The sequence below is a fragment of the Rothia nasimurium genome, from assembly GCF_042660305.1.
Taxonomy (GTDB): Bacteria; Actinomycetota; Actinomycetes; order Actinomycetales; family Micrococcaceae; genus Rothia; species Rothia nasimurium.
Genome location: NZ_JBHSTW010000003.1, coordinates 41,507 through 67,937, shown reverse-complemented (window position 1 = coordinate 67,937; position 26,431 = coordinate 41,507). Strand labels below are relative to the sequence as shown.

Genomic DNA, 26,431 nt, shown 5'->3' with positions numbered 1-26,431 from the left:
CGTGGGCAAAATTCTCATGGACTTCACCCCGCTCACCTACTCCCCCGACTTCAGACGCATCTGGCTCGGCGGGCTCTTCTCAACCATCGGCTTTGCCATCACCAGCGTGGCAATCGCCCTCGAAATTTACGCGCTCACAGGCTCCGCCGGAGCCGTGGGCCTGGTGGGTCTAGTATCGGTGGTGCCCCTGGTCATCGGCGGACTCTACGGTGGTGTGATCGCCGACCGCTACGACCGGCGCAAGGTCGCCCTCACAGCAACCCTCGGCATGTGGGGCGTCACCGTACTCATCGCTCTACACGCCTGGCTCAACATCCACAGTGTGGCGGTACTCTACGCCCTCATCGCCGCAGAATCCCTGCTCCAGCCCATCAACCAGTCAGCCCGCGGGGCCATTATCCCCCGCCTCATCAAACCCCGCCTACTCCCGGCAGCCAACACCCTCATGATGTCGGTAGGCACCCTGGGCATGAGCGCCGGGCCCCTCATCGGCGGCCTGCTCGTAGCCTCCGTCGGCTACCAACTCACCTACTCCATCAACGTTTTCGCGATGACCGTTGGCATCTGGGCCCTTTACCGGCTCCCAGCCATGCTCCCGGAGCAGAGCGGGGCGGCGCGTCCGTCCGTCCTGACCTCAATCCGCGAGGGGCTGGGGTTCGTCCGCCGCAACACGGTCGTGGGTATGACCTTTGTGGTGGACCTACTCGGCATGTTCTTCGCCCAGGCCCGCCCGCTCATCCCGGCCCTGGCGGCCCTGACCTTCGGCGGCGGTGAAGCCGGGGCCGGCCTGCTGCTAGCTGCCGGCCCCGTGGGTGCCTTGATCGGGGTGTCTTTCTCGGGCTTCCTTAAGGACGTCCGCCGCCAGGGGCGCTTCCTCACCCTCAGCTACACCGGGTGGGGGCTGGGCTTTATCGCCTTCGGGCTCATCGCCTGGGCTTATGAGGGGCGGGTGCCCAGCGCCTCCATCACCGAAAACCTACTGCCGCTCAGCCTGGCTTTTGCGGCGCTGGCTTTCATGGGCTGGGCAGACGCCCTGGGGTCGGTCTACCGTTCCACCATTATTCAGGTAGCCACCCCCGACGCCCTGCGCGGACGCTTACAGGGGCTCTTCATCATCACGGTTGCGGGCGGCCCCAACCTGGGCATGGCCTTTGTGGGTGGTGCCGCCGAGCTGGTGGGCTCCCCCTTAGCTGCGGTCATCGGCGGAACCCTGGTGATGGTCACCATCGCCCTAGCAACGCTGGCGGCACCTGCCCTCTGGCGCTATGTACCGGAGCCTATCCCCGAAACACGGCAGCAGCCTATCGTTGACTCCTAGAAGTCGCGCTAGTCAGGGGCTAGCAGGGTCACGCTCGCTGCCGACCCTCTCGCTGGTTCGCTAGCGCTCACAAGCGATTCACGCCAGCCCCGAGCCAGCAGCTTCGCTGTGACCCTGCTCTGCCCCTTGGGTAGCCCTTATTAGAAGTCGATATCTGCCGGGTCGGGGCCGATACGGCCTTCGGCTGATGAGAGCGCGTCAATCTTTGAAACCTCGTCGCCGGTCAGGGCAACGTTCAGGGACTCGAAGTTAGAGACGATACGCTCGGGGGTTACTGACTTGGGGATGGCAACGATGCCGTGGGCTCGGTGCCAGGCCAGCACAACCTGGGCGGGGGTGGCGTCATGCGCCTTGGCAATTTCGCCAATCACGGGGTTATCCAGCAGGTCGGAGCGGTTGCCCAGGGGGCTCCATGCCTGGGTGACAATGCCAAGTTCTGCGTGGACCTCGCGCAGGTTCTCCTGGGCGAAGTAGGGGTGCAGCTCAATCTGGTGGATAGCGGGCACAACGCCGGTTTCGGCGACGATTTCACGCAGCTGCTCTTCGGGGAAGTTAGAGACGCCGATGGACTTGGCTTTGCCCTGCTTCTGCAGTTCGATGAGGGCCTTCCAGGTCTCGGTGTAGAGACCCTGGGAGGGCTTAGCCCAGTGAACCAGGAGCAGGTCGACGTAGTCGGTGCCCAGGCGTTCCAGGGAGGCCTCTGCCGCGGCTAGAGCCTGTTCATAGCCCTGCTCGTCGTTCCAGATCTTGGTGGTGAGGAAGACGTCCTCGCGGGCGACGCCGGAGTCAGCAATTGCCTTGCCGGTGCCCTCTTCGTTGCCGTAGATCTTGGCAGTGTCGATGTGGCGGTAGCCAGCTTCAAGGGCTAGGCCGACGACCTTTTCGGCGGTGTCGTTTTCTACCTGCCAGACGCCGTAGCCCAGCTGGGGGATGCTGTTGCCGTCGTTGAAGGTGAGAAGGGGTGACTCAGTCATGGTTTTTCCTTTCGAGTATGCACGGTCACACCCCACTCTAGTCCGCTCTTCTGATTAGCCCCTAGCCTGTTCGGTAGGGGTGAACGTGCGCCGGTCGCTGTATTCGGGGGCGCCCAGGTCGCCTTCGGCGGGGTCGCCGCCAAGGCGGTGATTGCGGTGCAGGGCTTCGATAGCCGCTATTTCGTCAGGGGTTAGTTCCATGCCCTGCACCGCCAGGTTTGAGGCCATGCGGGCGGGTGTTTCGGTCTTGGGGATAACCACGTTACCTACGGTCAGGTGCCAGGCCAGCACCAGTTCGGCTACCCCGATACCGCGGCGGTCTGCGAGCTCTTGCAGAGCGGGGTCGGTCAGCACCAGGCCGTTGCCGAGGGGGCTCCAGGCTTCGGTGAGGACGCCGCGGGCCGAGTTTTCTGCCCGCATGCTGCTTTGGGTGAGGTAGGGGTGCAGTTCAATCTGGTTGACCGCCGGGGTGACGCCGGTGTCGCCGATGATCTGGTCAAGCTGGGTGTCGGTGAAGTTAGAAACGCCAATGGAGCGTACCAGCCCGCGCTCGCACAGCTCGACCAGGGCTTCCCAGGAGGCCCGGTAGCGACCAAGACCGGGCTGGGCCCAGTGGATGAGGTAGAGGTCGAGGTAGTCCAGACCCAGAAGTTCCAGGGAGCGTTCGGCTGCTTCGATAGCGGTGTCGTAGCCCTGGTCGGTGTTCCAGAGCTTGGTGGTGATGAAGAGCTCGGCGCGGGGTAGGCCGGATTCGGCCACGGCCTGCCCCACTCCCGCTTCATTCTTGTAGATGGTGGCGGTATCGATGTGACGGTAGCCGGTGTCGAGGGCGGTTGCTACTGCTGCTGCGGTGGCAGCCGGTGCGATACGGCAGGTACCAAAGCCCAGCTGGGGAATGCTGCGGCCATCGTTCATGGTCAGGGACAGGTTCATAGGGAAGTCCTTTGCTGTGGAGAATGCAGAGGCGGGGTGCGGTGGCAGCCAGCTGGCTCGGGGCTGGCGTTCAGGGTGCTGGTTGCAGCCGTACCCCGCTCTGCCGCTCTAACTAGCGGCGCCGGCGTCCGCTCGTCTTGCGGGCCTTAGGTTCTGGCTCTTCGAGGAGTAGGGAGAGGGAGATACGCTTGCGGGCGGGGTCGGCTTCGACTACGCGCACCTGCACAATGTCGCCGGATTTGACGATGGTGTGGGGGTCGGAGACGAACTCGCGGCTCATCTGCGAGACGTGTACCAGGCCGTCCTGGTGCACGCCGATGTCGACGAAGGCGCCGAATGCCGCGACATTGGAGACGGTTCCTTCAAGAATCATGCCGGGGGTAAGATCGGCGATCGTTTCGATGCCTTCTTCGAAGCGGGCGGTGCGGAAGGTGGGGCGGGGGTCGCGGCCGGGGGCAGAAAGTTCGGTGATGATGTCGGTGATGGTGGGTAGGCCGACGGTGGCTGTGGTGAAGTCACGCGGGTTGAGGGACGCAAGGGCGTCTGCGCTGACTTTACCCTGGGTGAAGCCGCCGGCTGCGGCCACAATCTTGCGGGCAAGGTCGTAGGATTCGGGGTGCACGCCCGAGGCATCCAGGGGTTCGCTGCCGTCGGTGATACGGACGAAGCCGGCTGCCTGTTCAAAGGCCTTGGGGCCGAGGCGGGGTACCTTGAGCAGGTCGGTGCGGCGGGTGAAGGGGCCGTGCTCGGTGCGGTAGGCAACGATATTTTCGGCGATGGTCTTGTTGAAGCCCGCCACCCGGGCAAGAAGAGCCGGGGAGGCTGAGTTGACGAGTACGCCAACGGCATTGACGGAGTCTTCGACCACGCCGTCGAGGGCGCGGGTGAGGGCGGCCGGGGAAACGTCGTGCTGGTACTGGCCGACGCCGATGGATTGGGGTTCGATTTTGACCAGTTCGGCCAGGGGGTCTTGCAGGCGGCGGGCGATAGAGACCGCCCCGCGCAGGGAGACGTCCATGCCGGGTAGTTCGCGGCTGGCCAGTTCTGAGGCGGAGTAGACGGAGGCACCGGCTTCGGAGACCACCACTTTTTCAAGACCCCGGTAGCCGTTAGCCGCGCACTGTTTGATGAGGTCGCTGGCAAGTTTGTCGGTTTCACGGCTGGCTGTTCCGTTGCCGATGGCTACGAGCTCTACCCGGTGGGCCTGCACCAGCTGGGTGAGAGTGTCGAGGGACGCCTGCCACTGGTTTCGGGGGGCGTGGGGGTAGATGACGTCGGTGGCCAGCACCTGGCCGGTCTGCCCGATGACAGCGACCTTAACGCCGGTGCGCAGGCCGGGGTCGAGCCCGAGGGTGGTGCGGGAGCCAGCGGGTGCTGCCAGCAGTACATCGCGCAGGTTCGAGGCGAAGACGGCGATGGCGTCCTTTTCCGCCTGTTCGAAGAGGGAGGTTCGGGCTTCTGCGGCGAAGCGGGGTAGTAGGCGCTGACGCCAGGCGATGCGCACGGTCTTGGCCAGCCAGCCAACGACCATGGTTTCGTCGGAGACCATGTTGAGCACCTGGGCCCCGATCCCCAGAGCCTCAGCTACGGTACGTTCGTACCAGCTACGCTCCCGGTCGTATTCTTCAGCCAAAATTTCGGCAGCTTCGCGGGCGGCACCCTTGAGGGAGGACTTGGCCGGGGGCAGCACGTCCACGTCAAAACTGACCTTAACGGCACCTTCTTTTTCGGCACGGAGCAGGGCCAGCACCCGGTGGGAGGGGATGCGGCGGATCTCTTCGTTGAACTCGAAGTAGTCGCTGAACTTCGCCCCGGCCTCCTGCTGGCCGGGTACTAGCCGGGAGGTGATAACGCCGCGGCGTACAAAGCGCTGGCGGAGGGTTTCGGCCAGGGCGGGGTCGGTCATGGCCTGCTCAATCAAGATGGCCCGGGCTCCGTCCAGGGCATTGTCGACCGAGGCGACGGTGGCCTCAACAGTACCGGGTTCGGCATCAGCCAGTTCAGGTTCGACGTAGGCGTCAGCAATATCGGCGGTGGGGGCGAAGGGAACTTCAAGCAGGTCTTCGACCAGGGACTCCAGCCCGGCCTCGCGGGCAAGAAAGGCCAGGGTCTTGCGCTTGGTTTTGTGGGGCGCGTAGAGCGCCTCGAGCTCGTTTTTGGTGGGGGCGGACGCCAGCGCGGCGGCCAGTTCGTCGGTGAGCAGAGCCCGCTCGTGCAGGGTCTGCACGATAGCTACCCGGCGCTCTTCAAGTTCCCGCAGGTAGCGCAGGCGTTCAGCTAGAGTGCGTAGCTGGGCATCATCAAGCCCGCCGGTGGCTTCCTTACGGTAGCGGGCAATGAAGGGCACGGTGGCTCCGTCATCAAGCAGGGCTACAGCCGAGCGCACCTGGCCGGGGCGGGCACCGAGTTCTACAGCGATACGTTCCTCGATGGAGGGAAGGGGGGCGTGGGGGTCTGCTACCGGGCCTGCGTGTGTCATAGTTTCTAGTTTCTCATACCGGTTTGCTACCGGAATCAGCAGGGCAGATTAGCCAGGGACGCAACCCAGCCGCCCAAGGCCCCCAAGCCGGGTGCGGGCGTCCGTTCATCTGTGTGTAATAGTTGCGCTTGCAGTGGTCAGAGAGGGGTAGCACCCCCTAAAGTAGTTCTACAGGGTATTCTGGGGGCCGGTCTAGGTAGGCCTAGCCCCAAACTTTTTCACCCCAAACACAATCTTGTATGACCTTTGCTTTGGAGAACCACCGTGCCAGATGCAACCGACCTTACCTACGCCAAATTCTGCGAGCGATACGACTCCCTGCTGGGCGGGCTCGCGTGCATGGGCTGGACCTCCTCTGAAGCTGTACACCGCGCGTCCGTTCTCTACCCCGATATCGACCGCGATTTACTGGATCAGGCAGTTCACTCCGGCCGCTGGCTCTTTAGCGGTAGCCAGGGGCAAACCCACTCGAACGTGCTCATGGCCTCGGCTATCTGGTATGCGGTAGCTGTCAGTTATGGTCTTGAGCCCGACTACGAGTACGCTGCGGTGGGCCTTGACCCCACCATCATCCAGGATCTTCCGCGCATGCTTGAGTCCTTTGCGGTTCCTTCTGATGCGATTGCCGGTGTCGTTGGGCTCATTGGTGCTGCCCTCAAATATATGGCAGAGCTCCCCTATACCCTGCTTGAGGAGCAGGCCTACGATGACTTCCTCGCCAACCTGCCGCAGGAAATTGCCCATATCTCTCGCGGGGATTTCTCGTGGCCCCCGTCCCGCGCACTGATTGAAGACCGTCTGGGGGACCGTTCCTGGTCGAAGGCCCTGCTGAAGGTGGGAGTCTGCCCGCCGGACGCTGAAGATCAGGGAATTAAACTCGAGGCCAACAGCCTGAGTGAGCGCACTTTCCGCAACACCCTAGGTGAATTCCTGAACTACTGTATTCGCTACGACCGCAAGCCTTCGGTGCTGCTCTACGGTAGCTGGGCTGAAGACCCTGCCCGGAGCGGGCGCGTGCCCCGCCTGGGTGCGGTTCGGGCCAAGTACGGTTCCTGGCACCTGGCCCTGCAAGCTGGCCGCCAGATGCTCAACGATGCCCTGGCTATGGGGGGCTCACCGGCTCTACCTGCCAGGTCTGTCGCCCAGCCCCCTGTGGACCCCACGGAGCCTCTTAACATCGAAGATATCCAAGCCCAGGGTATCGGCGTGGTGCGGCCCAAGCCCCTGACCGACAGCGAGCGCTCGGCCCGCGCCTGGCAGGGGCTGATGTCGGTGATGGAGCAGCGCCTGGAAGAGCTGCCCTGGAGCCTTTCCCTACGCATGTACTACATCTCACCCGAGGTAGTGGCCACCGGGGACTACACCAACTATGTCAGTATTCTGCGCTCCCCTGCCGGATACTTCTGTGAGCTGACCTCCCCTGAAGAGTTTGCCCTGATTGAGGTAGAGCTCGATACGGACTTTCTGGAGGGGGCAGGCTGGCGGACGCCCGCAGCGGGCGGACGCTGGACCCGCAACTTCCTGTCGGTCAAGGACGCCGCGCACGGCATTATTGAGGCCATGCGCGAGGGCATGGGTTGTGACCACTCTGACTACTTCCAGTCGGACGACCCCACCGGTAGCCCCGCGGCCAATGTTGCTCACCCCAGCACCGGGTCTATCCCCATGGTGCCGGTGACCGGCAGCGGCTACGTGGTGATTGAGGATTTTGACTAGAACACCCAGCTTACGGGGCTAGAATAGGTGGCCTATGAGCACCTCCCGTAAGCGCCGTTCCGCGCCCCGTCTTTCCTCGCCCAGTGACCGCCAGATTCGTGCGGGCGTCCGTTTTGTAGCGGATTTGCCCCGGGGTCTGCGGCGGGCGTTAGCCCTTCTGTTGGTTGCGGTGTTGCTGGTAGGTGGCGTGCTCTGGCTGCGGTCACACCAGTGGAATGTGCGGTCTGCCCTCGATAGCCTGCTCAATCCTGCGGGTACCGCTGTGAGTACCGGTTTTGCGGGTTCGGGGGTGCAGACCTATTCCACCGCCAGTGAGGTGTTAGATGGCCTCACAGTGGCAGAGGCCTACGCAGAAACACGCTACAAACGGGACGCCTATGGGGAGCCCTGGACGGATATTGACAAAAACGGCTGCGACCAGCGCAACGATATTTTGACCCGCGACCTCACCCACCTTGAGATTGGAGCTAACTGCTATGTGCTCTCGGGGAACCTGCTAGACCCCTACACCGCTGAAAGCATTGACTTTACCCGCGGCCCCAAGACCAGCGAGGCTGTGCCGATTGACCATGTAGTGGCGCTCTCTAATGCTTGGGTTTCTGGGGCCTGGAAGTGGAGCGCAGACCAGCGCGTACTACTAGCGAATGACCCGCTCAACCTGCAGGCGGCGGGGCAGGCCGCGAATACCGAGAAGTCCGATAAGAGCGCGGACGCCTGGCTCCCCCAGCCCGGCTACCGCTGCGAATACGTGGCACGGCAGGTATCGGTAAAAGCTGCCTACCAGCTCACCGTCACAGGCGCTGAAAAGCGGGCTATGCAGGGCGTCCTCGCGACGTGCCCTGACCAGCCCGCTTACAGGTCCAGCTTCGCTGGCTAGTTGTTCTTAGCCTTCTCTTCAGCGCGGGCGGTGAGGGTCTGGCCGCGGTTTTTGCGGTAGACCAGCCACCAGCCTGCGCCCAGCAGGGCGTACCAAACAGGCATGGCGATCAGAGCCTGGCGGGTGTCTTCGTACATAAAGAGCAGCACGATGACGCCCGCGAAGAAGGCGAGGACGGCGTAGCAGGTAAAGACGCCACCGGGCAGCTTGTAGACGGATGCCTCGTGTAGTTGCGGGCGGGTCTTGCGATACTTGAGGTAGGCAATCATAATCAGCGACCAGGTAACAACGGTCAGAACCGAAGCTACGGTGGTCACCAGGGTGAAGGCCGCGATAAGGGAGTCACCCGAGTAGAGCAGAATCAGGCCCGAGAAGAGCAGCACGGTGGTCAGGAAGAGACCGTTGCGGGGCACGCCGTTCTTTGAAAGCTTGCCGAAGATGGCGGGGGCGCTACCGCTTTGGGCCAGGCCGTAAATCATGCGGGAGGTTGAGAAGATACCCGAGTTAGCGGACGAGGTCGCGCTGGTGAGCACCACGAAGTTCACCAGGTGGGCGGCAAAGCCCAGACCCGCCAGGGTGAACATTTCAACGAAGGGGCTCTGGTTGGGGTCGATGTTGCGCCAGGGGGTGACCATGAGAATCACGGCCAGGGTCAGCACGTAGAAGATGATGATACGCACCGGCACCGCGTTGATAGCGCGGGGCAGGGTCTTGGTGGGGTCTTTGGTTTCAGCGGCAGTGGTACCAATCAGTTCAGCGCCCAGGAAGGCAAAGATACCGATCTGGAAGGCTGCGAAAAAGCCGCTTGCGCCCATGGGGAAGAAGCCGCCGTCGTTCCAGAGGTTTGCAACGGAGGCCTTATCACCGTTAGGGGAGGTAAAGCCAGCGATGACCATGACCAGGCCCACGATGATAAGAAGGACGATTGCCACGATCTTGATGAGGGCAAACCAGAACTCGATTTCGCCGAAGTTCTTCACACTGGGTAGGTTCAGGGCCAGCAACAGGCCAATCAGGCAGAGAGCTGGAATCCAGGCCGGAAGGTCGGGCCACCAGAAATGGACGTAGCTGGTGATAGCAATAATATCTGCAACACCGATAACGACCCAGGTAAACCAGTAGGACCAGCCCATCAGGAAGCCAGCGCTGGGGCCCAGCAGGTCGGTGATGAAGTCGTTAAAGGTCTTGTAGTTGAGGTTTGACAGCAGCAGCTCACCCATGGCGCGGAGCACCAGGAAGATCACAGCACCAATAATGGCGTAGACCAGCAGCAGGGACGGGCCTGCGAGTGAGATGGTCTTGCCCGAGCCCATAAAGAGGCCGGTGCCGATAGCGCCACCAATGGCGATGAGCTGGATATGACGGTTCGAAAGACCGCGCTGCAGGCCTTCTGCCGCCTGCGGTTCAGGTGTGTGCTCGGCTGTAGCCATGAGCGCCCCCCCTTAGAAGAGTCAAAGACCTGCCGGGAGCGAACACGGCCCCTCTTCTGCGGGGAGAGCAGGGATTGCGCGCCTTTCCAGACCGGTATTTTGTTATAGTTCAGGTCAAGTGTACTCCTTCTAGCAGGGGTGTTTTTCCGCACAGGGTCACCCCGGGCGTCCGCTCGTCCACACTTTCCCGCTGTTCAAGCCGCCACCGCCGCGCTAGAATGTTTACACGGAAACAAAATTTTCTCGGGTTGCTATGCGGCCCCGAGACCCCTATCGACAGGATTTCTCATGCCCAAGCTTTCAAACGCAGCCCTCCGCCTGACCACCGGCGCCCTGATTCTCAACTCAGGTATCGGCAAGCTCTCCATGGACGAGGCCACCTACGGCCACCTCAAGGGCATGGCTTCAGCCGGCGTCCCCCAGGTAGCCAAGCTCTCCGACAAGCAGTTCGGCAAGGCCCTTGCCGTCAGTGAAACCGCCCTGGGTGCTGCCCTACTGACCCCTTTCGTTTCTCCCAAACTGGCGGGCCTGGGCCTGACCGCTTTCTCAAGCGGCCTGCTGAGCATGTACTTCGGCATTGATTCCATGACTGAAAAGGACGGCATCCGCCCCACCCAGGAAGGCACCGCCATGGCGAAGGACGTCGTCCTGCTCGGCGCAGGCCTGGCCCTCCTCTTCTCCGGCAAGAAGAAGTAGCCCCCAGCTCCTCTATTACCTCACCGCCCCACTCCTTCAGGAGTGGGGCGGTTTTCTGCACCCGCATGCTATGCCAAATAAAAAAATCTGACAGATTCATCAACTCTATTCAACACACCCAGCGGCCACCCAAAAGGAAGAAAACTTACCCAGAAAAGTATTCAGAAGTCAGAACAACACACCTTCACAGGCACCACAGTTCACGTCCCAGGACCCCAAAGTATGACCATACATATGTCTTAAATATAAAGACATGAGTGATATTAAACACTGTTTATTAAAGGTAGATGGGTTTAGACTCGTCTTCTAGAGCCTCAAAGAGACTTTGGCCGCAATAGCGAAAATTTTCTAGGCTCCAAGAACCACACCATCTCTCATAGCCCCCACACCATACAGAGCGGTATGGCCTCTTGGTAGCGCCCTTTTAAGCTGATGCGACTCCCCCACCTCATCTCGAAAGGACCCCTATGTCAACAACACGCCGCTCTCTTGTTAAAGGTGCAGCCTGGGCCGCCCCCGCAATCGCAACAACTACACTGGTTCCAGCTTACGCAGCGTCAACATCTACCGACGACTACTTTGTCTGCCCCACCACCCTTCACGATCTCACTGAACAGCTTGTTGGCGGTGTAAGTTCCATCAGCGTAAGCAGCTACTACAATTCGGGAAGCTTCCTGGCTCCTTTACACCAAGACGGAAGCTCGATTCTATTCTCCTTTAGCACCGGGCGTATCAAGCCAGTTCCGGTATACGGCCCTGACGGCAAGCCCAAGGTCGATGACAAAGGCAATGCAATTATGACCACAGGAGCCTATTTCATTCCAGGTTGCGGTAAAACCACCTGTGTACCGGATGTAGATGGCGGCTTTAAAATGCCCACCGCTATCAATGAGGTTGTTATATACGACCGCACCGGCGCCCGCCATATAGGAACTATTACGGCAGGAACCCCTACAGGCTGCTCACCCGTTACCAATGCGGGAGTAGGGGGCACCTGGACTATCCATGCAGATTTGCAGTATTCAGGAAGCGCCTGCACCCCCGTTGTTGGCCCAGAAAACCTCATCCGACAGATTTCTCTTCCCTTTTCGCTCATGTATATCAAGGGGTTGACCGAAGCCGACAGGCTAAAGACGAAGGGCGGAAGTTCCTGCTGCTTCACCATGAATTTCTACTTCGATGATTCTGGTAACTGTACCTCTAGCGTCGATGCTATATCTGCTGATTACACCTCAGGGCTACCTGCTGCACCGCAGCCCGTTGAATATGTACCCCACCTCGCCGAGTGGTACCGCCTTAAAGACGGTAGCGAAACCAACAGCTTCAGGGTTTCAGCAGCTAACAATGAGTTCCATCTATCGGGTAGCGGATTCACCACGACCACTTCAGTTACGTGGAACGATGTTGAAGTGCCGTTTGAAATCATTAGCGACAATCTCATTAAGATTACTTTCCCCCTTAGCAGCTCCCACAGCAATGGCATCTTCTACAGCCTTAAGGTAACTAATGCAGTAGGCGTTTCTAGCAATCAGCGCAATATGGCCCGCTACTCATAAACCATCATTAACGGCACCCAGTACTTTCCTGCTGGGTGCCGTCATATTGCACCTATCAACCAGAATCTAGCCACGCGCATGATAGGTTAACGAGAGCTAGACCACAGAGAAGGAAAAGGATAGACCCGTGGGCACCCTGCAAGAAGCACTCGACACAGCCAGCAGCTTCATCTGGGGCCCCTTCCTCCTCCTACCCCTGCTGATTGGCACCGGCATCTTCCTCACCGTCCGCCTGGGTCTTATCCAGCTCAGACTCTTCACCAAGGCCATGAGCCTGCAGTTCGGACGCCGCTCTCGACAAGAAGGAGCCAAAGGCGAAATATCTTCCTTCCAGGCCATGAGCACAGCCCTAGGCGCCACCGTAGGCACCGGCAACATCGTTGGCGTAGCCCTCTCCCTCAGCATCGGTGGCCCCGGAGCTCTCTTCTGGATGTGGGTCACCGCGATTTTTGGCATGGCCTCAAAATACGCCGAATGCTTCCTCGGCGTCCGCTTCCGCCACCGGGACAAAATGGGCGAACTTACCGGCGGCCCGCAGGCCTACCTGCAGCGAGGCATCCCCAACCGCTTCGGAAAATTCCTCGCCACCATGTTTGCCATCTGCTGCGTCTTCGCCTGCTTCGGCATCGGAAACATGACCCAGGCAAACGCCATCTCAGCTAACCTAGAGCACTCCTTCAACATTCCGCCCTACCTCACCGCGGGCGTCCTTACCCTAGGAACTGCAGCAGCCCTGCTCGGCGGCATCAAAACCGTCTCAAAGGTCACAGCCCTTTGCGTACCCCTCATGATTCTGCTCTACCTGGGATTTGGAGCCTATATCGTGGCCATCAACGCCCACATGCTCCCAGAGGCCTTTGCCATGATTATACGAGGCGCCTTTACCGGCGAGGGCGCCCTCGGTGGAGCCGTCGGCGCCGGAATGATCTTTGCCCTGCAGGTCGGCGCCCAGCGCTCACTATTCTCCAACGAGTCGGGTATGGGAACAGCAGCTATCCCCGCAGCGGTAGCAACCACGTCCCACCCCGTCCGCCAGGGGCTAGCCTCCATGACCCAGACCTTTGTCGACACCATCGTGGTGATTTCAATGACGGGGTTCATCCTGCTCACAACGGGCGCCTGGCGGGGCGATGACCCGGCCACATCAACATCCATTGCTTTTGCCACCGGCCTGCCCGGTGATTGGGGCGGCTACGTCGTCACCTTCTGCCTGGCACTCCTGGGCTACTCCACCGTGCTCGGCTGGTCCTACTACGGCGAACGCGCCCTAGAGTCACTCGGTGGTGGCGCCAAGGCTATCGTTAGCTATCGCATGATTTTTGCCCTGGCCTGTGGGCTTGGCGCCATCGCCCCGCTCACTCTGGTTTTCACCTTCTCAGATATCATGAACGGCCTGATGGCCATCCCCAACCTCATCGGCCTACTACTACTCTCTGGTCTTGTAGCCCGCGAAACCAAGAAGTACCTCACCCACGACCCCAACTTTGAAGCAACGGTCGATAACATTGACAGCTTCATGTACGGTCACCTCGGCGGCCTGGACGCCCAAATTGACCACGAGGTTGACCTCTCCCAGAAGAACCCGGTTCTAGAGCACCCCGATACCACCAGCCTCAAAGTAATTACCGAAAAAATGATTGCTGACGAGGCAGCCCAGAGCTCCCAGCCCCAGGTCTACGACGTCACCCTCGAAGAGGTCAACACCGGCAGCATCCCCCTACAGACCGGGTCTCTGCCCATCATTCAGCAGGCAAAGCCCACTTTTGGCACCCCCACCGACCCGCGAGCCATCGACGACTCGGCCAGCAGCTCAAAATAATTTTTCGTATCCATCACACAAGTTTGACTCATGAAGTAGTACAGATGGTTTTTAAAAATAAGAGCAAGGAGCCGCGCACCCAAAGGCTGTCTTTTTAAATTTCCCTTGATTCATCAAGCATTACTTCTTTTTGAAAAAATATGGAAACCATCCCACCTCTTTATATGTCTTTCATATTTAGACAGGACTGCGACGCCGTCTGCTCCTGGCGATAAATTTTCCAGCACAGAAGAACGTAATAGACCCTCCTACCCCTACATCGTGCGACGTAAGCGCACCCAAAATACCGCTAAAGTGGGGACAGGACTTTTCGCATTCTGAAAATATTCCGTAGAATACTCACGAAATAGCCCACAAAGCTCTCGCGGTCTCCCCCAAGGCTTACGAGCACCACCCACTCGGTTTCGCACCTGTACTTAGAAGAGGACACACCCATGTCATTTACCCCAAACCGTCGCTCAGCCCTGAAGCTGACCGCAGCTGCATCCGCCGCGTCCGCTCTGACCGCAGCAACCACCACTAACGCCCACGCCAACGGCCAGAAGCGTATCGCTATCATCGGCTCCGGCTACGGCGGCGCTGTAGCCGCCCGCGCCCTGACCGAAAAGGGCTACACCGTCGACATGATCGAGATGGGTGCAGACTGGGAAAACATGGCAGCCAAGTCAAACGGCTACAAGTTTGACCAGATGACCTCCCCCACCGAGCGCTCCATGTGGTTCGAAGACCGCACCGACATGCCCCTCTCAAGCATCGCAGGCATGGACTTCGTCAACCGACCCATCGGCCGCGCAGCTGGCGTACTCGGCGTTGAGCGCTTCGCTAACATGAAGGTCTACGTCGGTAAGGGTGTCGGCGGTGGCTCCCTCGCTAACGGCGGCATGGCCGTTACCCCTATTCAGTCCTACTTCCAGCAGGTTCTCCCCCAGCTCGACGCTGCGGAAATGTACGCAACCTACTTCCCCCGCGCCAACGCCAACCTGGGCGTCGCAGCACCCCCCACCGATATCGTAGGCACCTCCAAGTGGTACCAGTTCTCACGCGTATCAGCCTCCCAGGCAGCTAAGGCCGGCTTTAAGCACCAGTTCGTCCCCAACGTGTACGACTGGGACTACATGCGCCAGGAAAACTTTGCCCGCGTAGCTAAGTCCGCGCTCGGCGGCCAGGTTATCTTCGGTAACGACTACGGCAAGAAGTCCCTGCCCAAGACCATCCTTGCCACCGCCTTCGCAACCGGCAAGGTCAACCTGACCGCCATGACCGAGGTAACCTCCATTACCCAGCAGGCCGATGGCACCTTTACTCTCGACCTGAAGACCATCGACTTCAAGGGCAACCTGGTCAGCACCACCAAGAAGGTCTACGACCGCGTCATCATGGCCGCCGGTTCCGTCGGTACCAACCGCCTGCTCCTGCAGGCCAAGAACTTCGGCACCATCAAGAACCTGCCCGCGACCCTTGGTACCAACTGGGGCCCCAACGGCAACATCATGGTTGCCCGCAGCGTTGGTACCGCAACCGGTACCTACCAGTCCGGTATCCCCGCCATGGGCGTCTCCAACTGGGACAATTCCACCAACTCGGTCTTCGCTGAGCTGGCCCCCTTCCCCGCAGGTATCGAAATGCGCATCGCCCTCTACCTGGCCATCACTAACAACCCCAACAAGGGCAAGTTCACCTGGAACGCTTCCACCGGTTCCATGGACCTGGACTGGGACGCCACCAAGGCAGCCCCCGGTGTTGCAGCTGCTAAGGCCTTCATGGACAAGATCAACGCTGCCAACCGCGGCACCTCCTACAACACCGGCCTCTTCAAGGACGGCAAGACCTTCGCAGACTACTTCACCTACCACCCCCTCGGCGGTGCCGTCATCGGCGAAACCACCGACCTCAACGGTGAAGTCAAGGGTGTTCCCGGTCTCTTTGTTATGGACGGCTCCCTGATCCCTGGCAAGATTGGTGTTAACCCCTTCGTAACCATTACTGCTATCGCAGAACGCAACATGGACCGTCTGCTGGCAGCAGGCCGTTTCGCCTAAACACAGAAAGCACACACAATGACTGCGCACACTCCCAAACGCCGCACCGTACTGAAGGCTGGTGCCTGGGCGGCCCCCGCCGTCCTGGCCACCACCGCTATCCCCGCCTACGCCGCAAGCACCCCCGTCTCAAACCTGACTGACCTGGCGATTGAGCTAGGCCAGCCCAGCATGGATTGGTCAGCTTTTGAGCCGATTAAGGACGTCCCTATCTATCTGGGGGCAACCGGTACAACCATTGCAAACCCCACCAGCACGTTCTTCAATCCCAAACCTAGTTATGGTTCTTTGCCCAAGACCATGACTATCACGAACGTCGGCACAGTTCCTGCAGTTAACCCCACTGGTACTCTTCTGACCCAAATGAAAGATACCGGTTCTGACGCTAACTCCGCCGCTATCACCGGTACCCAAGTAAACTCTACTGACCCGCTTGTTGTTTTCAATTACACCGGCCAGGGCACTCCTAATGGCCCCACCTATAGCTGGATTTACTCGGGCACCCTTAACCCGGGAGAATCAGTTGAGATTCCCTTGCGTTATTACGTCACTCGCCCCTTTGCTAACGTTGATTACGAGCTCTTTGTAGCTGTCACCGTTGTAGACGAGATGGAAGGCGATTACGACGATACTTCAGAGCTTATGGGCACCGTGAACGGCTTTACCGCCTAAGGTGTTACCCAGCTAGTGACTCTGACGAATGGGTGAGAGTAGCTATTGCGCTACTCCCACCCATTTTGTCTATGATGAAAACCTCTTTATAACGGCGGCACTTAGCGTTTCCGTGCACGCCGGTTTATCTGTTTCAACCTCGCAAGGAGAGTTATGGAAACCAATAAGCAGAAGCAGGATCTGGCGGCTAAGGCCGAGCGTGCAGCGGCAGGTGAAGACTTGACCGCCCCCGTCCCTGAGCAGTTCCACCGCCAACCCTACTCCTTCGTCCGCCGCGGTGACCGTCTGACCGCCCGCCGCCAGAAGGCCTGGGACGCCTACGCCCCCACCCACGTGCTTGACCTGCCCCGCAACATCGGCGATACCTCGGTTGCTGAGGACGCGGTCTTTGATCAGCAGGCCCTCTATGGACGCACCGGCGCCCCTCTCGTAGTTGAAATCGGCTCCGGCCTGGGCGAGGCTATCGTCAATCGGGCTGCCCAGGTACCCGAGGCTAACTTCCTGGCTGTTGAGGTCTATACCCCCGGCATCGCTGACCTACTGCTGAAGATGGGCCAGGCCGGGGTTGAGAATGTGCGCGTGGCCCAGGCTAATGCGCCCGAGCTCCTTGATAACTTGCTCGAAGAATCCTCGGTGGATGAGCTCTGGGTCTTCTTCCCCGACCCCTGGCACAAGGCCCGCCACCACAAGCGTCGTCTGGTTTCCCCCGCCTTTGCCGACAAGGTAGCCCGGGTGCTCAAGCCCGGCGGTACCTGGCGTTTGGCTACCGACTGGGAGGAATACGCCCTAGTCATGCGCGAGGTACTCGATGCCCACCCCGATTTCACCAATGCCCACGCCGGGGAGAACACCAGCGAGGACGACCCCGTCGGCGGCTGGGCTCCCCGCTGGGAGGGACGCGTGGTCACCAGCTTCGAACGCAAGGCAGGTGAGGCCGGACGTCGCGCCCACGACCTAACCTATATTCGTCGCTAGAACTACGGTAGGTAGATAAGATAGGCGGATACCCGCTGTCACGCATGTGTGGCTGCGGGTATCCGCCTGTTTGCATGCGGTGTAGGTCTTCTTATTGACCGGTTTTCTCGTAGGAATCAACCGCTCCGGGGTGCCCCTGCATAAAGGTATCAACCTCTGTTTTGGAGGCGGTGAGATTAGGATCGTTGGCCAGGTAGTACCTGGTTTCTCGAACGATTAGCCCCGACATGATAAGTAGACCGATGAGGTTGGGGATGGCCATGAGTCCGTTGGCGATGTCTGAGAAGGTCCAGGCTACGGTCAGTTCCATGGTGCAGCCGAAGTAGACGATGACCGCGAAGAAAAGGCGGTAGGGGGTGACGCCCCGGCGGCCAAAGAGCCTTTCGATATTGCGTTCGCCGTAGTAGGCCCAGCCCAGAATAGTGGAGTAGGCAAAGAGCACCAGGCCGATGGTCACGATCCAGCTACCGGCGGGCCCAATCACCGATGCAAAGGCCTGGCTGGTCATCACTGAGGCTGATATCTGTTCGCCGGTGGAGTCGGTTGCCTGCCACATGCCGGTGACAACCAGCACCAGGCCGGTGCAGGTCACCACGATCATGGTGTCGATGAAGGTCTGGGTCATGGAGACCAGCCCCTGTCGGACCGGGTGGGTGGTCTGGGCAGCGGCTGCCGCAATGGCAGCAGAGCCCATACCCGATTCGTTGGAGAAAATACCGCGGGCTACACCGTACTGTACGGCGTACATGAGGGAGGCCCCGGCAAAGCCGCCCACGGCGGAGGTACCGGTGAAGGCGTCCGAAAAAATCTGCCCCAGGGCAGCTGGAAGTGCCGCAGCGTTAACACCCAGAATGTAAAGAGCCCCGCCCACGTAGAAGAGGATCATAATCGGCACAAAACCGGCGGTTACCTTGCCGATGGACTTAATGCCACCCATCAGCACAAAGAGGGTGATGATGGCCAGGACGATGCCGGTCAGGCCGGTGGGCAGGTGGAAGGTGTCTTCGAGGTTGTGGGCAATGGAGTTACCCTGGGCGGTATTGCCGATGCCGAAGGACGCCAGCACGGCAGCTACCGCGAAGAAGAGGGCTAGGAATTTGCCCAGGGGGCCCTTAATACCGCGCTGGAGGTAGTACTGGGGGCCGCCGGAGATTTCCCCCTTGGCGTCGGTGGTGCGGTAGCGCACGCCGAGGAAGGCCTCGGAGTATTTGGAGGCCATACCGAAGAGGGCGGTGATCCACATCCAGAAGAGGGCGCCGGGGCCGCCGATAGAAATTGCGGTGGCAACACCCACGATATTGCCGGTGCCCACGGTGGCTGCCAGGGCGGTGGTGAGGGACTGGAATTGGGAGATATCGCCGCCGGGGGCGTCCTCGTCCTTGCGTTCGAGGAAGGCTAGCCGGTTGGCGACGGCTAGTTTTGTGAGCTGGATAAAGCCCAGCCGGATGGTGAGGTAGATACCGGTACCGAGGAGCAGGGGTATCAGGACGAAGGGCCCCCAAATCAGGGAGCTGATCGCACTCAAGATGTCTTGGACGGTCATGTGTTTTCCTTGGATTCGTCGCTTGGGTGAGGGAACCTGTGCGACGGGCGTGATGAAACGAGCGCCCCACCAAGCCGCATGGCCGGTGGGGCGCTCTTCTACTATATCGCCGGGGAGGGTACAGACCCTATTTGGTCTCGCCAGCTGGGGTTTAGTGACCTGCCAGCAGTTCTCGGACGCGCGGCATCACCTTGGTGCCGTAGAGCTCAATCGAGCTCATGGAGTGCTCGTGGGCCAGAGCTCCGTTGGAGAACTTAAGATCAAAGCGGTTGATTCCCAGCTTCTGAGCGGTATCGGCAATTTTTTGCGCGACGGTTTCGGGCGAACCTACATACAAGGCACCGTGTTCAATTTCGTGCTCAAATTCGCGTTCCCCTGCCGGCCCCCAGCCGCGTTCAGAGCCAATTTTATTACGGTTGGCAATCCAGTGCTCGCGCAGCTGCTTGCGGGCCTCTTCGTCGGTGTCGGCGATGTGGCCGGGTGAGTGCACGGCAATGGGCAGGGTTCCGTTGCCCAGCTGTTCGTTGGCCCGGCGGTAGAGGTCGGTGTAGGGCTTGAAGCGCTCAGCGGGGCCTCCGATGATAGCGAGCATGAGCGGGGTCTTGTACTGGGCCGCGCGGGCAACAGATTCAGGGCTGCCACCAACAGCCAGCCAGTGCTTAAGAATACCCTCGGTCTTGGGGTAGATCTCCTGGTTGACCAGGGGCTCGCGGTTGCCGGGGTTCCAATTGAGAGGTTCTTGGGTGATGATTTTAGTGAAGAGGTCGAACTTCTCGGAAAAGAGGGAGTTGTAGTCTTCAAGTTTGTAGCCGAAGAGGGGGAAGGACTCGGTGAAGGAGCCACGGCCCAGTACAGCTTCGGCGCGGCCGTTGCTGAGGGCGTTGATGGTGGCGAAGCGCTGGTAGACGCGGATGGGGTCGTCGGAGGAGAGGACGGTGACGGCCGAACCTAGGTGGATGCGCTCTGTGGAGGTTGCCAGGCCCGCCAGGATGGTGTCGGGGGCGCTAACGGCATAGTCGGGACGGTGGTGCTCACCGATACCGAAGAAGTCGACGCCGACGCGGTCGGCCAGTTGGCCCTGCTCAAGGACGTTGCGGATGACCTGGGCGTGGTGCAGGCGGTTCCCTGCCAGGTCGGCGGTGGTGTCGCCGAAGGTGTCCAGACCCATCTGGAAGGCTGTGTTATCGACGCTGGGCAGGCTGGGGCGCAGGTCGGGGGCGGTGTTGATGTCGGTCATGAGGGTTTCCTTTCGGTGTCAGCTTTCTCATCTACAGTTAGTTCAACACTAGCCCAGATTATTTTATTCCGAAAGTTTTTTGTGGGGCTATACAGTGCCTTTCAATAACTATCCGCCAGCAATACTTTTCAAGAAGACTCCGGGAAGAACCAAGGAAGCAGAACACCCAGAAGCTTCCGAGACTCATGCTGGATTACTTTTCTTTGGTTTTGCGACAGAATCAACTCGTCAATAAAAGGATCAGAAGCCCATACACAGCTAAGACTTAAAACTGACTGCAGATTTGAGACCCACACCGGAGGTGCACTCCCTTGCACAGCTCGCTGCTCATAGACTGTTACAGCATCGTTCAGACATTCAAACCAAGCATCAGGAAGGGTATCAGGAGAACCCAGCAGAACAACTATTACCGCCCGCACAACTCGGGCGTCCTCCTGCTGTACCCAGGCGATATCGGAGCTAACCAGTCTTTGCGCCAGAACCTCAAGGACTTCATCGGCTGTTGCGATACCAGCAGAAGCACATTCGGCTAGGCAATCGGCACCGTGAGCAATCGCGTGTAGCCAGCCCAGCTGGGAATCATACCCGCGAGTATCTTTCTCGCCGAGGTACCAGCGGCGGCAGGCTTCAAAGACAGAACGGTTGTGAGCCCCCGCTTGAATCGTCCAACGGAGAATCAGAGGGGCAAACGCTCTTGCTTGAATTTGAGAGTGTTCGAGGTACCCTATCGCAGTGGCTTGTATGTATGGTAGAGATGAATCCCACTGTCCCGAGAGGATGCCCTGGGCCAGTTCTTCGTAAGCCCAACCATCTCTTACAGTCGGGTCAGGACTAGTCATTGCAGTAAGTAGTTCGCTCAGAGTATGCGCCACCTGGGGTTCTCCTCCACTCTGCTCAGACACCCTTTCGGCTATCTAACTACTTTCACATTCTATGTAGTTTCATCTCGAGAGCGAAGGATATAAAGAAACACCTGCCCCGCTAGTCTTCTCCAGCCATATTTTTACTGTAGCAATGGTTGCCATCCGCGCGAATCTCTTTCGCGCTGATGGCAACCATCGTTACAGTCAGGGTCTAGGGGTCGGGTTTAGCGCGGCCGGTAGAGCACCACAGCCTGGGAGGTCTGGCGGGCCGCCGGACGCTTGCCCCGGGCCAGGTGCACAGCCCCACCTGAGGTTCCGGCAGCAAAGATGCGAGAGTTCTCCTGCAGGCGATTGCGCAGGGCCTCATTTTCAGCCTGCAGCTCGCCCATGCGGGCCCGCAGGGCCTCCACCTGGTTCTCGAGTTGCATAATGCGCTTAATACCCTCGAGGGAGACGCCGGACTGGGAAAGCTCCTGAATCTCCTGGAGTTTCTGCACGTCGCGCTCGGAGTAGCGGCGGGCCCGCCCCGGTGCACGCTGGGGCTGCACCAGCCCTAGCCGGTCGTACTGGCGCAGGGTCTGCGGGTGCATACCGGCCAGTTCGGCAGCTACAGAGATAACGAAGACCGGGCGGTCAGATTCGAGAGCCATTCTTAGTCACCAGCTTTCCTCAGCAGGTCCTCACGGGGGTTGGCCTGGGGTGCCACCGCGAAGAAGGCGTCGAGAGCTGCCTCGGCTTCGGGTGTGAGGTTGGTGGGCAGCTGCACCTCGGGGATAACCAGCATATCGCCGGTGCCCTTCTTGGTCACGAAGCCGCGGCCCTTAGCACGCAGCTTACGGCCGGACGGGGCCCCGGCAGCAAGGCGGAGTTTGACGCTCCCGCCATCGAGGGTGGGGGCCTCAATCACGCCGCCCTTGACGGCTTCTTCCAGGGTGACGGGCACACGCACGAGCAGGTTATCACCCTCGCGGTCAAAGACGGGGTGGGAGTCGACGCGGACGGTGACGATCAGGTCCCCTGCCCCACCAGCACCGGGGTGCCCCTTACCGCGGGCACGGATTTTCTGGCCGTCCTTGACGCCGCGTGGCAGGCGCACCTGGGTCTGGGAGCCACCGGGGCGGAAAACCGAGACCTCAGCGCCGTCGTAGGCCTGCTGGATAGTAATGCGGGCGCTGGTGGTGGCGTCCTCGCCCTTGGGGGCTGAGAAGCCGCCGCCGGGGAAGCCACCCGCACCACCGGGGAAGCCACCGGTGGAACGTCCAGCCCCGCCGAAACCGGCACCGCCACCGAACATACCGCCGAGCAGGTCTTCAATGTTGATGCCGCCAGCGCCACTGTTGGTGGAGTAGCTGAAGTTGCCGCCACCGGGGAACCCACCCGGGAAGCCGCCACCAGCCCCGCCGAATCCGGCAGCGCCGTACTTACGGATCTGGTCGTATTCTTCCTTCTGCTTGGGGTCTGAGAGTACGTCGTAGGCTTCTGAGACCTCCTTAAACTTCATCTCAGCGGCCTCGTCGCCGGGGTTCTGGTCGGGGTGGTACTTGCGGGCCAGCTTGCGGTAGGCCTTCTTGATATCTGCCTCGGAGGAATCCTCGGCTACGCCTAGTACCTTATAAAAATCTTGATGGAGCCAGTTTTCGCTCGCCATATGCCTCTCCTTCCGAGGTAGATCGTGTCTCTTTTAGGGGTGATGGTGGTAGAAGGGGCGGGCACCTAGCCTGACGTATCAGGCCGGGTGCCCGCCCGCGTCCCTTATTCTGCTACCGCAACAGCTACCTGGGCGGTGCGGACCACGCGGTCCTTCACCTTGTAACCGTTGCGAAGAACCATGGAGACTGAGTCGGGCTCAACCTCGCTGGTCGGCTGCTGCAGTACAGCCTCGTGAACCTGGGGGTTGAAGGGTTCGCCGACTTCGCCAAAGCGCTCTAGGCCCTGCTTGGTTAGGGTCTCTTCGAGCTTGTTAGCGATGGCGGCGAAGGGGCCTTCTTCAAGGTCGCCGTGCTTGCGGGCGGCATCGATATCGTCAATGACGGGCAGCAGAGCTGCTACCAGATCGGCGATGACGAAGTCGCGCAGCTGGTCTTTTTCCTTGGCGGTGCGGTTCTTGTAGTTGGTGAACTCGGCCTGAAGGCGGCGCAGATCTTCAAGACGTTCGGCGGCCAGGGCCGCGTCAGCGCTCTCAGCTGCCTCTGCACTTTCGCCGGCCTCGGCTGCGGCAGATTCCTCATCTGCCGCAGCGTCAGCAGCTACACCTTCGGGCTCGGGGTGGCCTTCAGCAGCCGGGGCGGCGAAGGCTTCCTCCAGAGGGTCGGTACCCTCGGGCTGGTTGTCGACGGGCTCGTTGGTGTTCTCAGCCATGATTAGTTCTTCTTCTCGTCTTCTTCATCGATTACTTCGGCGTCAACGACGTCGTCGTCTTCAGCCTTGGCGCCTTCACCGGCTGCTGCATCTGCCTGAGCCTGGGCGTAGAGAGCCTCGCCCAGCTTGGTCTGAGATGCCTGCAGCTTCTCGAAAGCAACCTTGACGGCGTCATCGTCTTCACCTTCAAGGGCAGCCTTCAGGGCGTCAACGTCGGCCTGAACCTCGGTCTTGACGTCCTCGGGCAGCTTCTCGCCGTTGTCCTTGATGAGCTTCTCGATGGAGTAGGCGGTGTTCTCAGCAGCGTTGCGGGTCTCGGCGGCCTCGCGGCGGGCCTTGTCCTGCTCGGCGTGAGCCTCGGCGTCCTTGACCATGCGGTCGATGTCTTCCTTGGAGAGGGAGGTACCGCCGGTGATGGTCATGGACTGCTCGGTGCCGGTGCCCTTGTCCTTAGCTGAGACGTGCACGATGCCGTTGGCGTCGATGTCGAAGGTAACTTCGATCTGGGGGACGCCGCGGGGGGCGGGTGCGATGCCGGTCAGTTCGAAGGTGCCCAGGTTCTTGTTGTCGCGGGTGAACTCGCGCTCGCCCTGGAAGACCTGGATCGATACTGAGGGCTGGTTGTCTTCAGCGGTGGTGAAGGTTTCGGAACGCTTGGTGGGGATCGCGGTGTTGCGCTCGATCAGCTTGGTCATCACGCCGCCCTTGGTCTCGATGCCGAGGGAGAGGGGGGTGACGTCGATGAGCAGAACGTCCTTGCGCTCACCCTTCAGCACACCTGCCTGCAGGGCTGCACCCATAGCAACGACCTCGTCGGGGTTGACGCCCTTGTTGGGCTCGCGACCACCGGAGAGTTCTTTGACGACCTCAGTGACGGCAGGCATACGGGTTGAGCCACCGACCAGCACGATGTGGGCAATGTCTGAAACCTTGACGCCAGCTTCAGCGATTACGTCGTTGAAGGGCTTCTTGGTGCGCTCGATCAGGTCTACGGTCATGTCCTGGAACTTGGCGCGGGTCAGCTTTTCATCCAGGTGGATGGGACCCTCAGGGGTGACAGACAGGTACTGCAGGGAGATGTTGGTGGAGGTTGCAGAAGACAGTTCCTTCTTGGCCTGTTCTGCGGCTTCACGCAGACGCTGCAGGGCAATCTTGTCCTTGGAGAGGTCGGCACCGGTCTTGGACTTGACCTGCTCCAGCAGCCAGTCGACGATACGCTGGTCCCAGTCGTCGCCACCCAGGCGGTTGTCGCCGGAGGTTGCGCGTACCTGGATGGTGGAGAAGCCGTCTTCGTCCTTGCCAACTTCGAGCAGGGAGACGTCGAAGGTACCGCCGCCGAGGTCGAAGACCAGGATCAGTTCGTCTTCGTTGCCCTTGTCGAGGCCGTAGGCCAGGGCTGCTGCGGTGGGCTCGTTGACGATACGCAGGACGTTGAGGCCCGCAATTTCGCCGGCTTCCTTGGTGGCCTGACGTTCGGCGTCGTTGAAGTAGGCGGGGACGGTGATGACGGCGTCGGTGACCTTATCGTTCAGGTAGGCTTCAGCGTCACCCTTGAGCTTCATGAGGATACGGGCTGAGATTTCCTGGGCGGTGTACTTCTTGCCGTCGATGTCGGTGGTCCAGTTGGTGCCCATGTGGCGCTTGACGGAAGCGATGGTGCGGTCAACGTTGGTGACTGCCTGACGCTTTGCAACGTCGCCGACCAGAACTTCGCCATCCTTTGAGAAAGCTACGACGGAGGGGGTGGTGCGGGCGCCTTCTGCGTTTGCAATGACGGTGGGCTCGCCACCTTCGAGGACTGATACAACTGAGTTGGTAGTACCGAGGTCAATACCTACTGCACGTGACATGTTTACTCCTTATGGTTTGGTTATCTGTACATCTTTCAAACAAGTTGAGTCGCATGAGCTCAACTCGTTTGTCTTGATATCTAGTTTGCCACGTTTTGAGCAGAAGTCAACAGAGTTGAGTCAAAAAGACTCAACTTTTTTGCGCAGTTCGAGTTTAGGCTAGTGGGGAGCGGATGGACCCCCGCCCTGCCCTTGCAGGGCAAGGCGGGTGGCGGCGTCCGCGCCTTTTAAAACACTGAAAGTGGACACAAAAAAGTCGGCACCCCCACAACAGGGGGGGGTACCGACAGGTCTGATACTTCGGAGACTCTACGTCTTAGTTGAGCTCAGCTTCCTTACCGTTGAAGGTATCGAGCAGGCTGGCCTTAAGGCTCTCTTCAGCGTTCATACCTACAGCCATCCAGTTCTCTCCATAGGTAACCCAGCCGCCTTCAAAGTCAGACTGAGAAAATTCGGCAACCTGATTCTCATCAACTGAAGCACCGTTTACATAGAACCCCATAATGAGGGGCGAAGAATCGTCAATAGCCATCATGCCTTCAAAGCTGCTCAAGTCGGCCGGGGAGCAAATATAAATATTGACATCTTCAGGGGCAACACCCAGATCGGTAGCCCCCTGTTGCTTAGTCTCTTCAAGAGCTGACTCCAAGATGGTGTCACCGCTATCAGCACAGACAGAGGCGGCAGAGCCTGCTGTGGCTTCCTGCATCCCTTCCTTAAACTTGTCGTAGCTGGAGACCTTACTCGCCCCACCAAACGCGCCAGTCAGGAAGATTCCAGCCAGAATAGCTATGGCAATACCGATAGCCATCAGGCCGCCGATGAGCAGACCCATATTTCTCTTTTTCGGGTCAGCGGGAGGCTGGGGCATAGGGCCGCCGATAAGAGTATCGGGTGCCTGGGTGCCGGGCGCAGGCTGTGGGACCCCCTGGGCGGACGCCGCCTGACCTGCACCAGGGAGGTTGGGCTCAGGGTTTGTAGGCTGCTGAGTCATGGCAATCTCATCCTTCATACAGATAGTGTGTGTCTTAGCTAACTTTACAGGCGAAAATGGTCAGCTTGATTATATTTCGCGCGGTGTTTGCGTTTTCCCTGT

General features: G+C 59.9%; 21 protein-coding genes. 9 read left to right on the top strand and 12 right to left on the bottom strand.

What is annotated here, in order from left to right; translation table 11 throughout:
• Position 1 precedes the first annotated feature (1 nt).
• A complete protein-coding gene (locus ACFP6B_RS01635; RefSeq protein ID WP_237222387.1) occupies positions 2-1,318 on the top strand; it encodes an MFS transporter in 1,317 nt (438 codons plus the stop codon).
• Between the two features lie 140 nt (positions 1,319-1,458).
• On the opposite strand, the gene ACFP6B_RS01630 is transcribed toward ACFP6B_RS01635, so the two are convergent.
• The 3 genes from ACFP6B_RS01630 to ACFP6B_RS01620 all read right to left on the bottom strand — a co-directional run bounded on the left by ACFP6B_RS01630 (position 1,459) and on the right by ACFP6B_RS01620 (position 5,704).
• Positions 1,459-2,292 carry an aldo/keto reductase gene (locus ACFP6B_RS01630; RefSeq protein WP_377125962.1) on the bottom strand — a complete coding sequence of 278 codons (834 nt, stop codon included), beginning with the start codon at positions 2,290-2,292 and terminating at the stop codon, positions 1,459-1,461.
• A 54-nt stretch (positions 2,293-2,346) separates the two neighbouring features.
• Positions 2,347-3,225: an aldo/keto reductase gene (locus tag ACFP6B_RS01625; RefSeq protein ID WP_377125959.1), complete on the bottom strand. Its 879-nt coding sequence runs from the start codon at positions 3,223-3,225 to the stop codon at positions 2,347-2,349.
• A 112-nt stretch (positions 3,226-3,337) separates the two neighbouring features.
• A complete protein-coding gene (locus ACFP6B_RS01620; RefSeq protein ID WP_377125956.1) occupies positions 3,338-5,704 on the bottom strand; it encodes a Tex family protein in 2,367 nt (788 codons plus the stop codon).
• A 264-nt stretch (positions 5,705-5,968) separates the two neighbouring features.
• Here ACFP6B_RS01620 and ACFP6B_RS01615 point away from each other — a divergent pair, with 264 nt between their 5' ends.
• On the top strand, positions 5,969-7,420 hold the full coding sequence (locus ACFP6B_RS01615; protein ID WP_377125953.1) for a hypothetical protein: 1,452 nt from the start codon (positions 5,969-5,971) through the stop codon (positions 7,418-7,420).
• A gap of 34 nt (positions 7,421-7,454) precedes the next feature.
• Complete coding sequence (locus ACFP6B_RS01610; protein ID WP_377125950.1) at positions 7,455-8,297, top strand: HNH endonuclease family protein; 843 nt, start codon at positions 7,455-7,457, stop codon at positions 8,295-8,297.
• Here the strand turns inward: ACFP6B_RS01610 and ACFP6B_RS01605 are convergent.
• Positions 8,294-9,727, bottom strand: a complete 1,434-nt coding sequence (locus ACFP6B_RS01605) for an amino acid permease (protein ID WP_377125947.1) — start codon at positions 9,725-9,727, stop codon at positions 8,294-8,296. The two genes, ACFP6B_RS01610 and ACFP6B_RS01605, sit on opposite strands and share 4 nt — an antisense overlap.
• Before the next feature lie 288 nt (positions 9,728-10,015).
• On the opposite strand from ACFP6B_RS01605, the gene ACFP6B_RS01600 reads away from it, so the two are divergent.
• From ACFP6B_RS01600 to trmB, 6 genes are all read left to right on the top strand, one after another.
• Positions 10,016-10,423, top strand: coding sequence for a hypothetical protein (locus ACFP6B_RS01600; RefSeq protein WP_237207538.1), 408 nt, complete (start codon positions 10,016-10,018; stop codon positions 10,421-10,423).
• Positions 10,424-10,890: 467 nt separating this feature from the next.
• Positions 10,891-11,979 (top strand): hypothetical protein, encoded by a 1,089-nt coding sequence (locus ACFP6B_RS01595; RefSeq protein WP_377125944.1) that lies wholly within the window; start codon positions 10,891-10,893, stop codon positions 11,977-11,979.
• 127 nt (positions 11,980-12,106) lie between these two features.
• Positions 12,107-13,798 carry an alanine/glycine:cation symporter family protein gene (locus ACFP6B_RS01590; protein WP_377125941.1) on the top strand — a complete coding sequence of 564 codons (1,692 nt, stop codon included), beginning with the start codon at positions 12,107-12,109 and terminating at the stop codon, positions 13,796-13,798.
• Between the two features lie 434 nt (positions 13,799-14,232).
• A complete protein-coding gene (locus ACFP6B_RS01585) occupies positions 14,233-15,837 on the top strand; it encodes a GMC oxidoreductase (RefSeq protein ID WP_377125938.1) in 1,605 nt (534 codons plus the stop codon).
• Between the two features lie 18 nt (positions 15,838-15,855).
• A complete protein-coding gene (locus ACFP6B_RS01580) occupies positions 15,856-16,509 on the top strand; it encodes a hypothetical protein (protein WP_377125935.1) in 654 nt (217 codons plus the stop codon).
• Positions 16,510-16,662: 153 nt separating this feature from the next.
• Complete coding sequence (gene trmB / locus ACFP6B_RS01575) at positions 16,663-17,484, top strand: tRNA (guanosine(46)-N7)-methyltransferase TrmB (protein ID WP_377125932.1); 822 nt, start codon at positions 16,663-16,665, stop codon at positions 17,482-17,484.
• Positions 17,485-17,575: 91 nt separating this feature from the next.
• Here trmB and ACFP6B_RS01570 read toward each other — a convergent pair whose 3' ends face one another.
• From ACFP6B_RS01570 to ACFP6B_RS01535, 8 genes are all read right to left on the bottom strand, one after another.
• Positions 17,576-19,027: an alanine/glycine:cation symporter family protein gene (locus tag ACFP6B_RS01570; protein ID WP_377125929.1), complete on the bottom strand. Its 1,452-nt coding sequence runs from the start codon at positions 19,025-19,027 to the stop codon at positions 17,576-17,578.
• Positions 19,028-19,178: 151 nt separating this feature from the next.
• Positions 19,179-20,264, bottom strand: a complete 1,086-nt coding sequence (locus ACFP6B_RS01565) for an LLM class flavin-dependent oxidoreductase (protein WP_377125926.1) — start codon at positions 20,262-20,264, stop codon at positions 19,179-19,181.
• Positions 20,265-20,392: 128 nt separating this feature from the next.
• Complete coding sequence (locus ACFP6B_RS01560) at positions 20,393-21,136, bottom strand: DUF2785 domain-containing protein (RefSeq protein WP_377125923.1); 744 nt, start codon at positions 21,134-21,136, stop codon at positions 20,393-20,395.
• Between the two features lie 215 nt (positions 21,137-21,351).
• The gene (locus ACFP6B_RS01555) at positions 21,352-21,777 is read right to left on the bottom strand and encodes a heat shock protein transcriptional repressor HspR (protein ID WP_237207531.1); all 426 of its coding nucleotides are present in this window, start codon (positions 21,775-21,777) and stop codon (positions 21,352-21,354) included.
• A 2-nt stretch (positions 21,778-21,779) separates the two neighbouring features.
• On the bottom strand, positions 21,780-22,775 hold the full coding sequence (locus tag ACFP6B_RS01550) for a DnaJ C-terminal domain-containing protein (protein ID WP_377125918.1): 996 nt from the start codon (positions 22,773-22,775) through the stop codon (positions 21,780-21,782).
• Positions 22,776-22,879: 104 nt separating this feature from the next.
• Positions 22,880-23,485 (bottom strand): nucleotide exchange factor GrpE, encoded by a 606-nt coding sequence (locus tag ACFP6B_RS01545; RefSeq protein ID WP_377125915.1) that lies wholly within the window; start codon positions 23,483-23,485, stop codon positions 22,880-22,882.
• Between the two features lie 2 nt (positions 23,486-23,487).
• Complete coding sequence (gene dnaK / locus ACFP6B_RS01540) at positions 23,488-25,335, bottom strand: molecular chaperone DnaK (RefSeq protein ID WP_377125912.1); 1,848 nt, start codon at positions 25,333-25,335, stop codon at positions 23,488-23,490.
• 316 nt (positions 25,336-25,651) lie between these two features.
• Positions 25,652-26,329, bottom strand: a complete 678-nt coding sequence (locus ACFP6B_RS01535; RefSeq protein WP_237187165.1) for a hypothetical protein — start codon at positions 26,327-26,329, stop codon at positions 25,652-25,654.
• Positions 26,330-26,431: the final 102 nt, after the last annotated feature.

Coding starts and splice junctions, on each gene's coding strand:
- ACFP6B_RS01630 (WP_377125962.1), bottom strand. CDS start 2,292: ATGACTGAGTCACCCCTTCTCACCTTCAACGACGGCAACAGCATCCCC.
- ACFP6B_RS01625 (WP_377125959.1), bottom strand. CDS start 3,225: ATGAACCTGTCCCTGACCATGAACGATGGCCGCAGCATTCCCCAGCTG.
- ACFP6B_RS01620 (WP_377125956.1), bottom strand. CDS start 5,704: ATGACACACGCAGGCCCGGTAGCAGACCCCCACGCCCCCCTTCCCTCC.
- ACFP6B_RS01610 (WP_377125950.1), top strand. CDS start 7,455: ATGAGCACCTCCCGTAAGCGCCGTTCCGCGCCCCGTCTTTCCTCGCCC.
- ACFP6B_RS01605 (WP_377125947.1), bottom strand. CDS start 9,727: ATGGCTACAGCCGAGCACACACCTGAACCGCAGGCGGCAGAAGGCCTG.
- ACFP6B_RS01600 (WP_237207538.1), top strand. CDS start 10,016: ATGCCCAAGCTTTCAAACGCAGCCCTCCGCCTGACCACCGGCGCCCTG.
- ACFP6B_RS01595 (WP_377125944.1), top strand. CDS start 10,891: ATGTCAACAACACGCCGCTCTCTTGTTAAAGGTGCAGCCTGGGCCGCC.
- ACFP6B_RS01585 (WP_377125938.1), top strand. CDS start 14,233: ATGTCATTTACCCCAAACCGTCGCTCAGCCCTGAAGCTGACCGCAGCT.
- ACFP6B_RS01580 (WP_377125935.1), top strand. CDS start 15,856: ATGACTGCGCACACTCCCAAACGCCGCACCGTACTGAAGGCTGGTGCC.
- trmB (WP_377125932.1), top strand. CDS start 16,663: ATGGAAACCAATAAGCAGAAGCAGGATCTGGCGGCTAAGGCCGAGCGT.
- ACFP6B_RS01570 (WP_377125929.1), bottom strand. CDS start 19,027: ATGACCGTCCAAGACATCTTGAGTGCGATCAGCTCCCTGATTTGGGGG.
- ACFP6B_RS01565 (WP_377125926.1), bottom strand. CDS start 20,264: ATGACCGACATCAACACCGCCCCCGACCTGCGCCCCAGCCTGCCCAGC.
- ACFP6B_RS01555 (WP_237207531.1), bottom strand. CDS start 21,777: ATGGCTCTCGAATCTGACCGCCCGGTCTTCGTTATCTCTGTAGCTGCC.
- ACFP6B_RS01550 (WP_377125918.1), bottom strand. CDS start 22,775: ATGGCGAGCGAAAACTGGCTCCATCAAGATTTTTATAAGGTACTAGGC.
- ACFP6B_RS01545 (WP_377125915.1), bottom strand. CDS start 23,485: ATGGCTGAGAACACCAACGAGCCCGTCGACAACCAGCCCGAGGGTACC.
- dnaK (WP_377125912.1), bottom strand. CDS start 25,335: ATGTCACGTGCAGTAGGTATTGACCTCGGTACTACCAACTCAGTTGTA.
- ACFP6B_RS01535 (WP_237187165.1), bottom strand. CDS start 26,329: ATGACTCAGCAGCCTACAAACCCTGAGCCCAACCTCCCTGGTGCAGGT.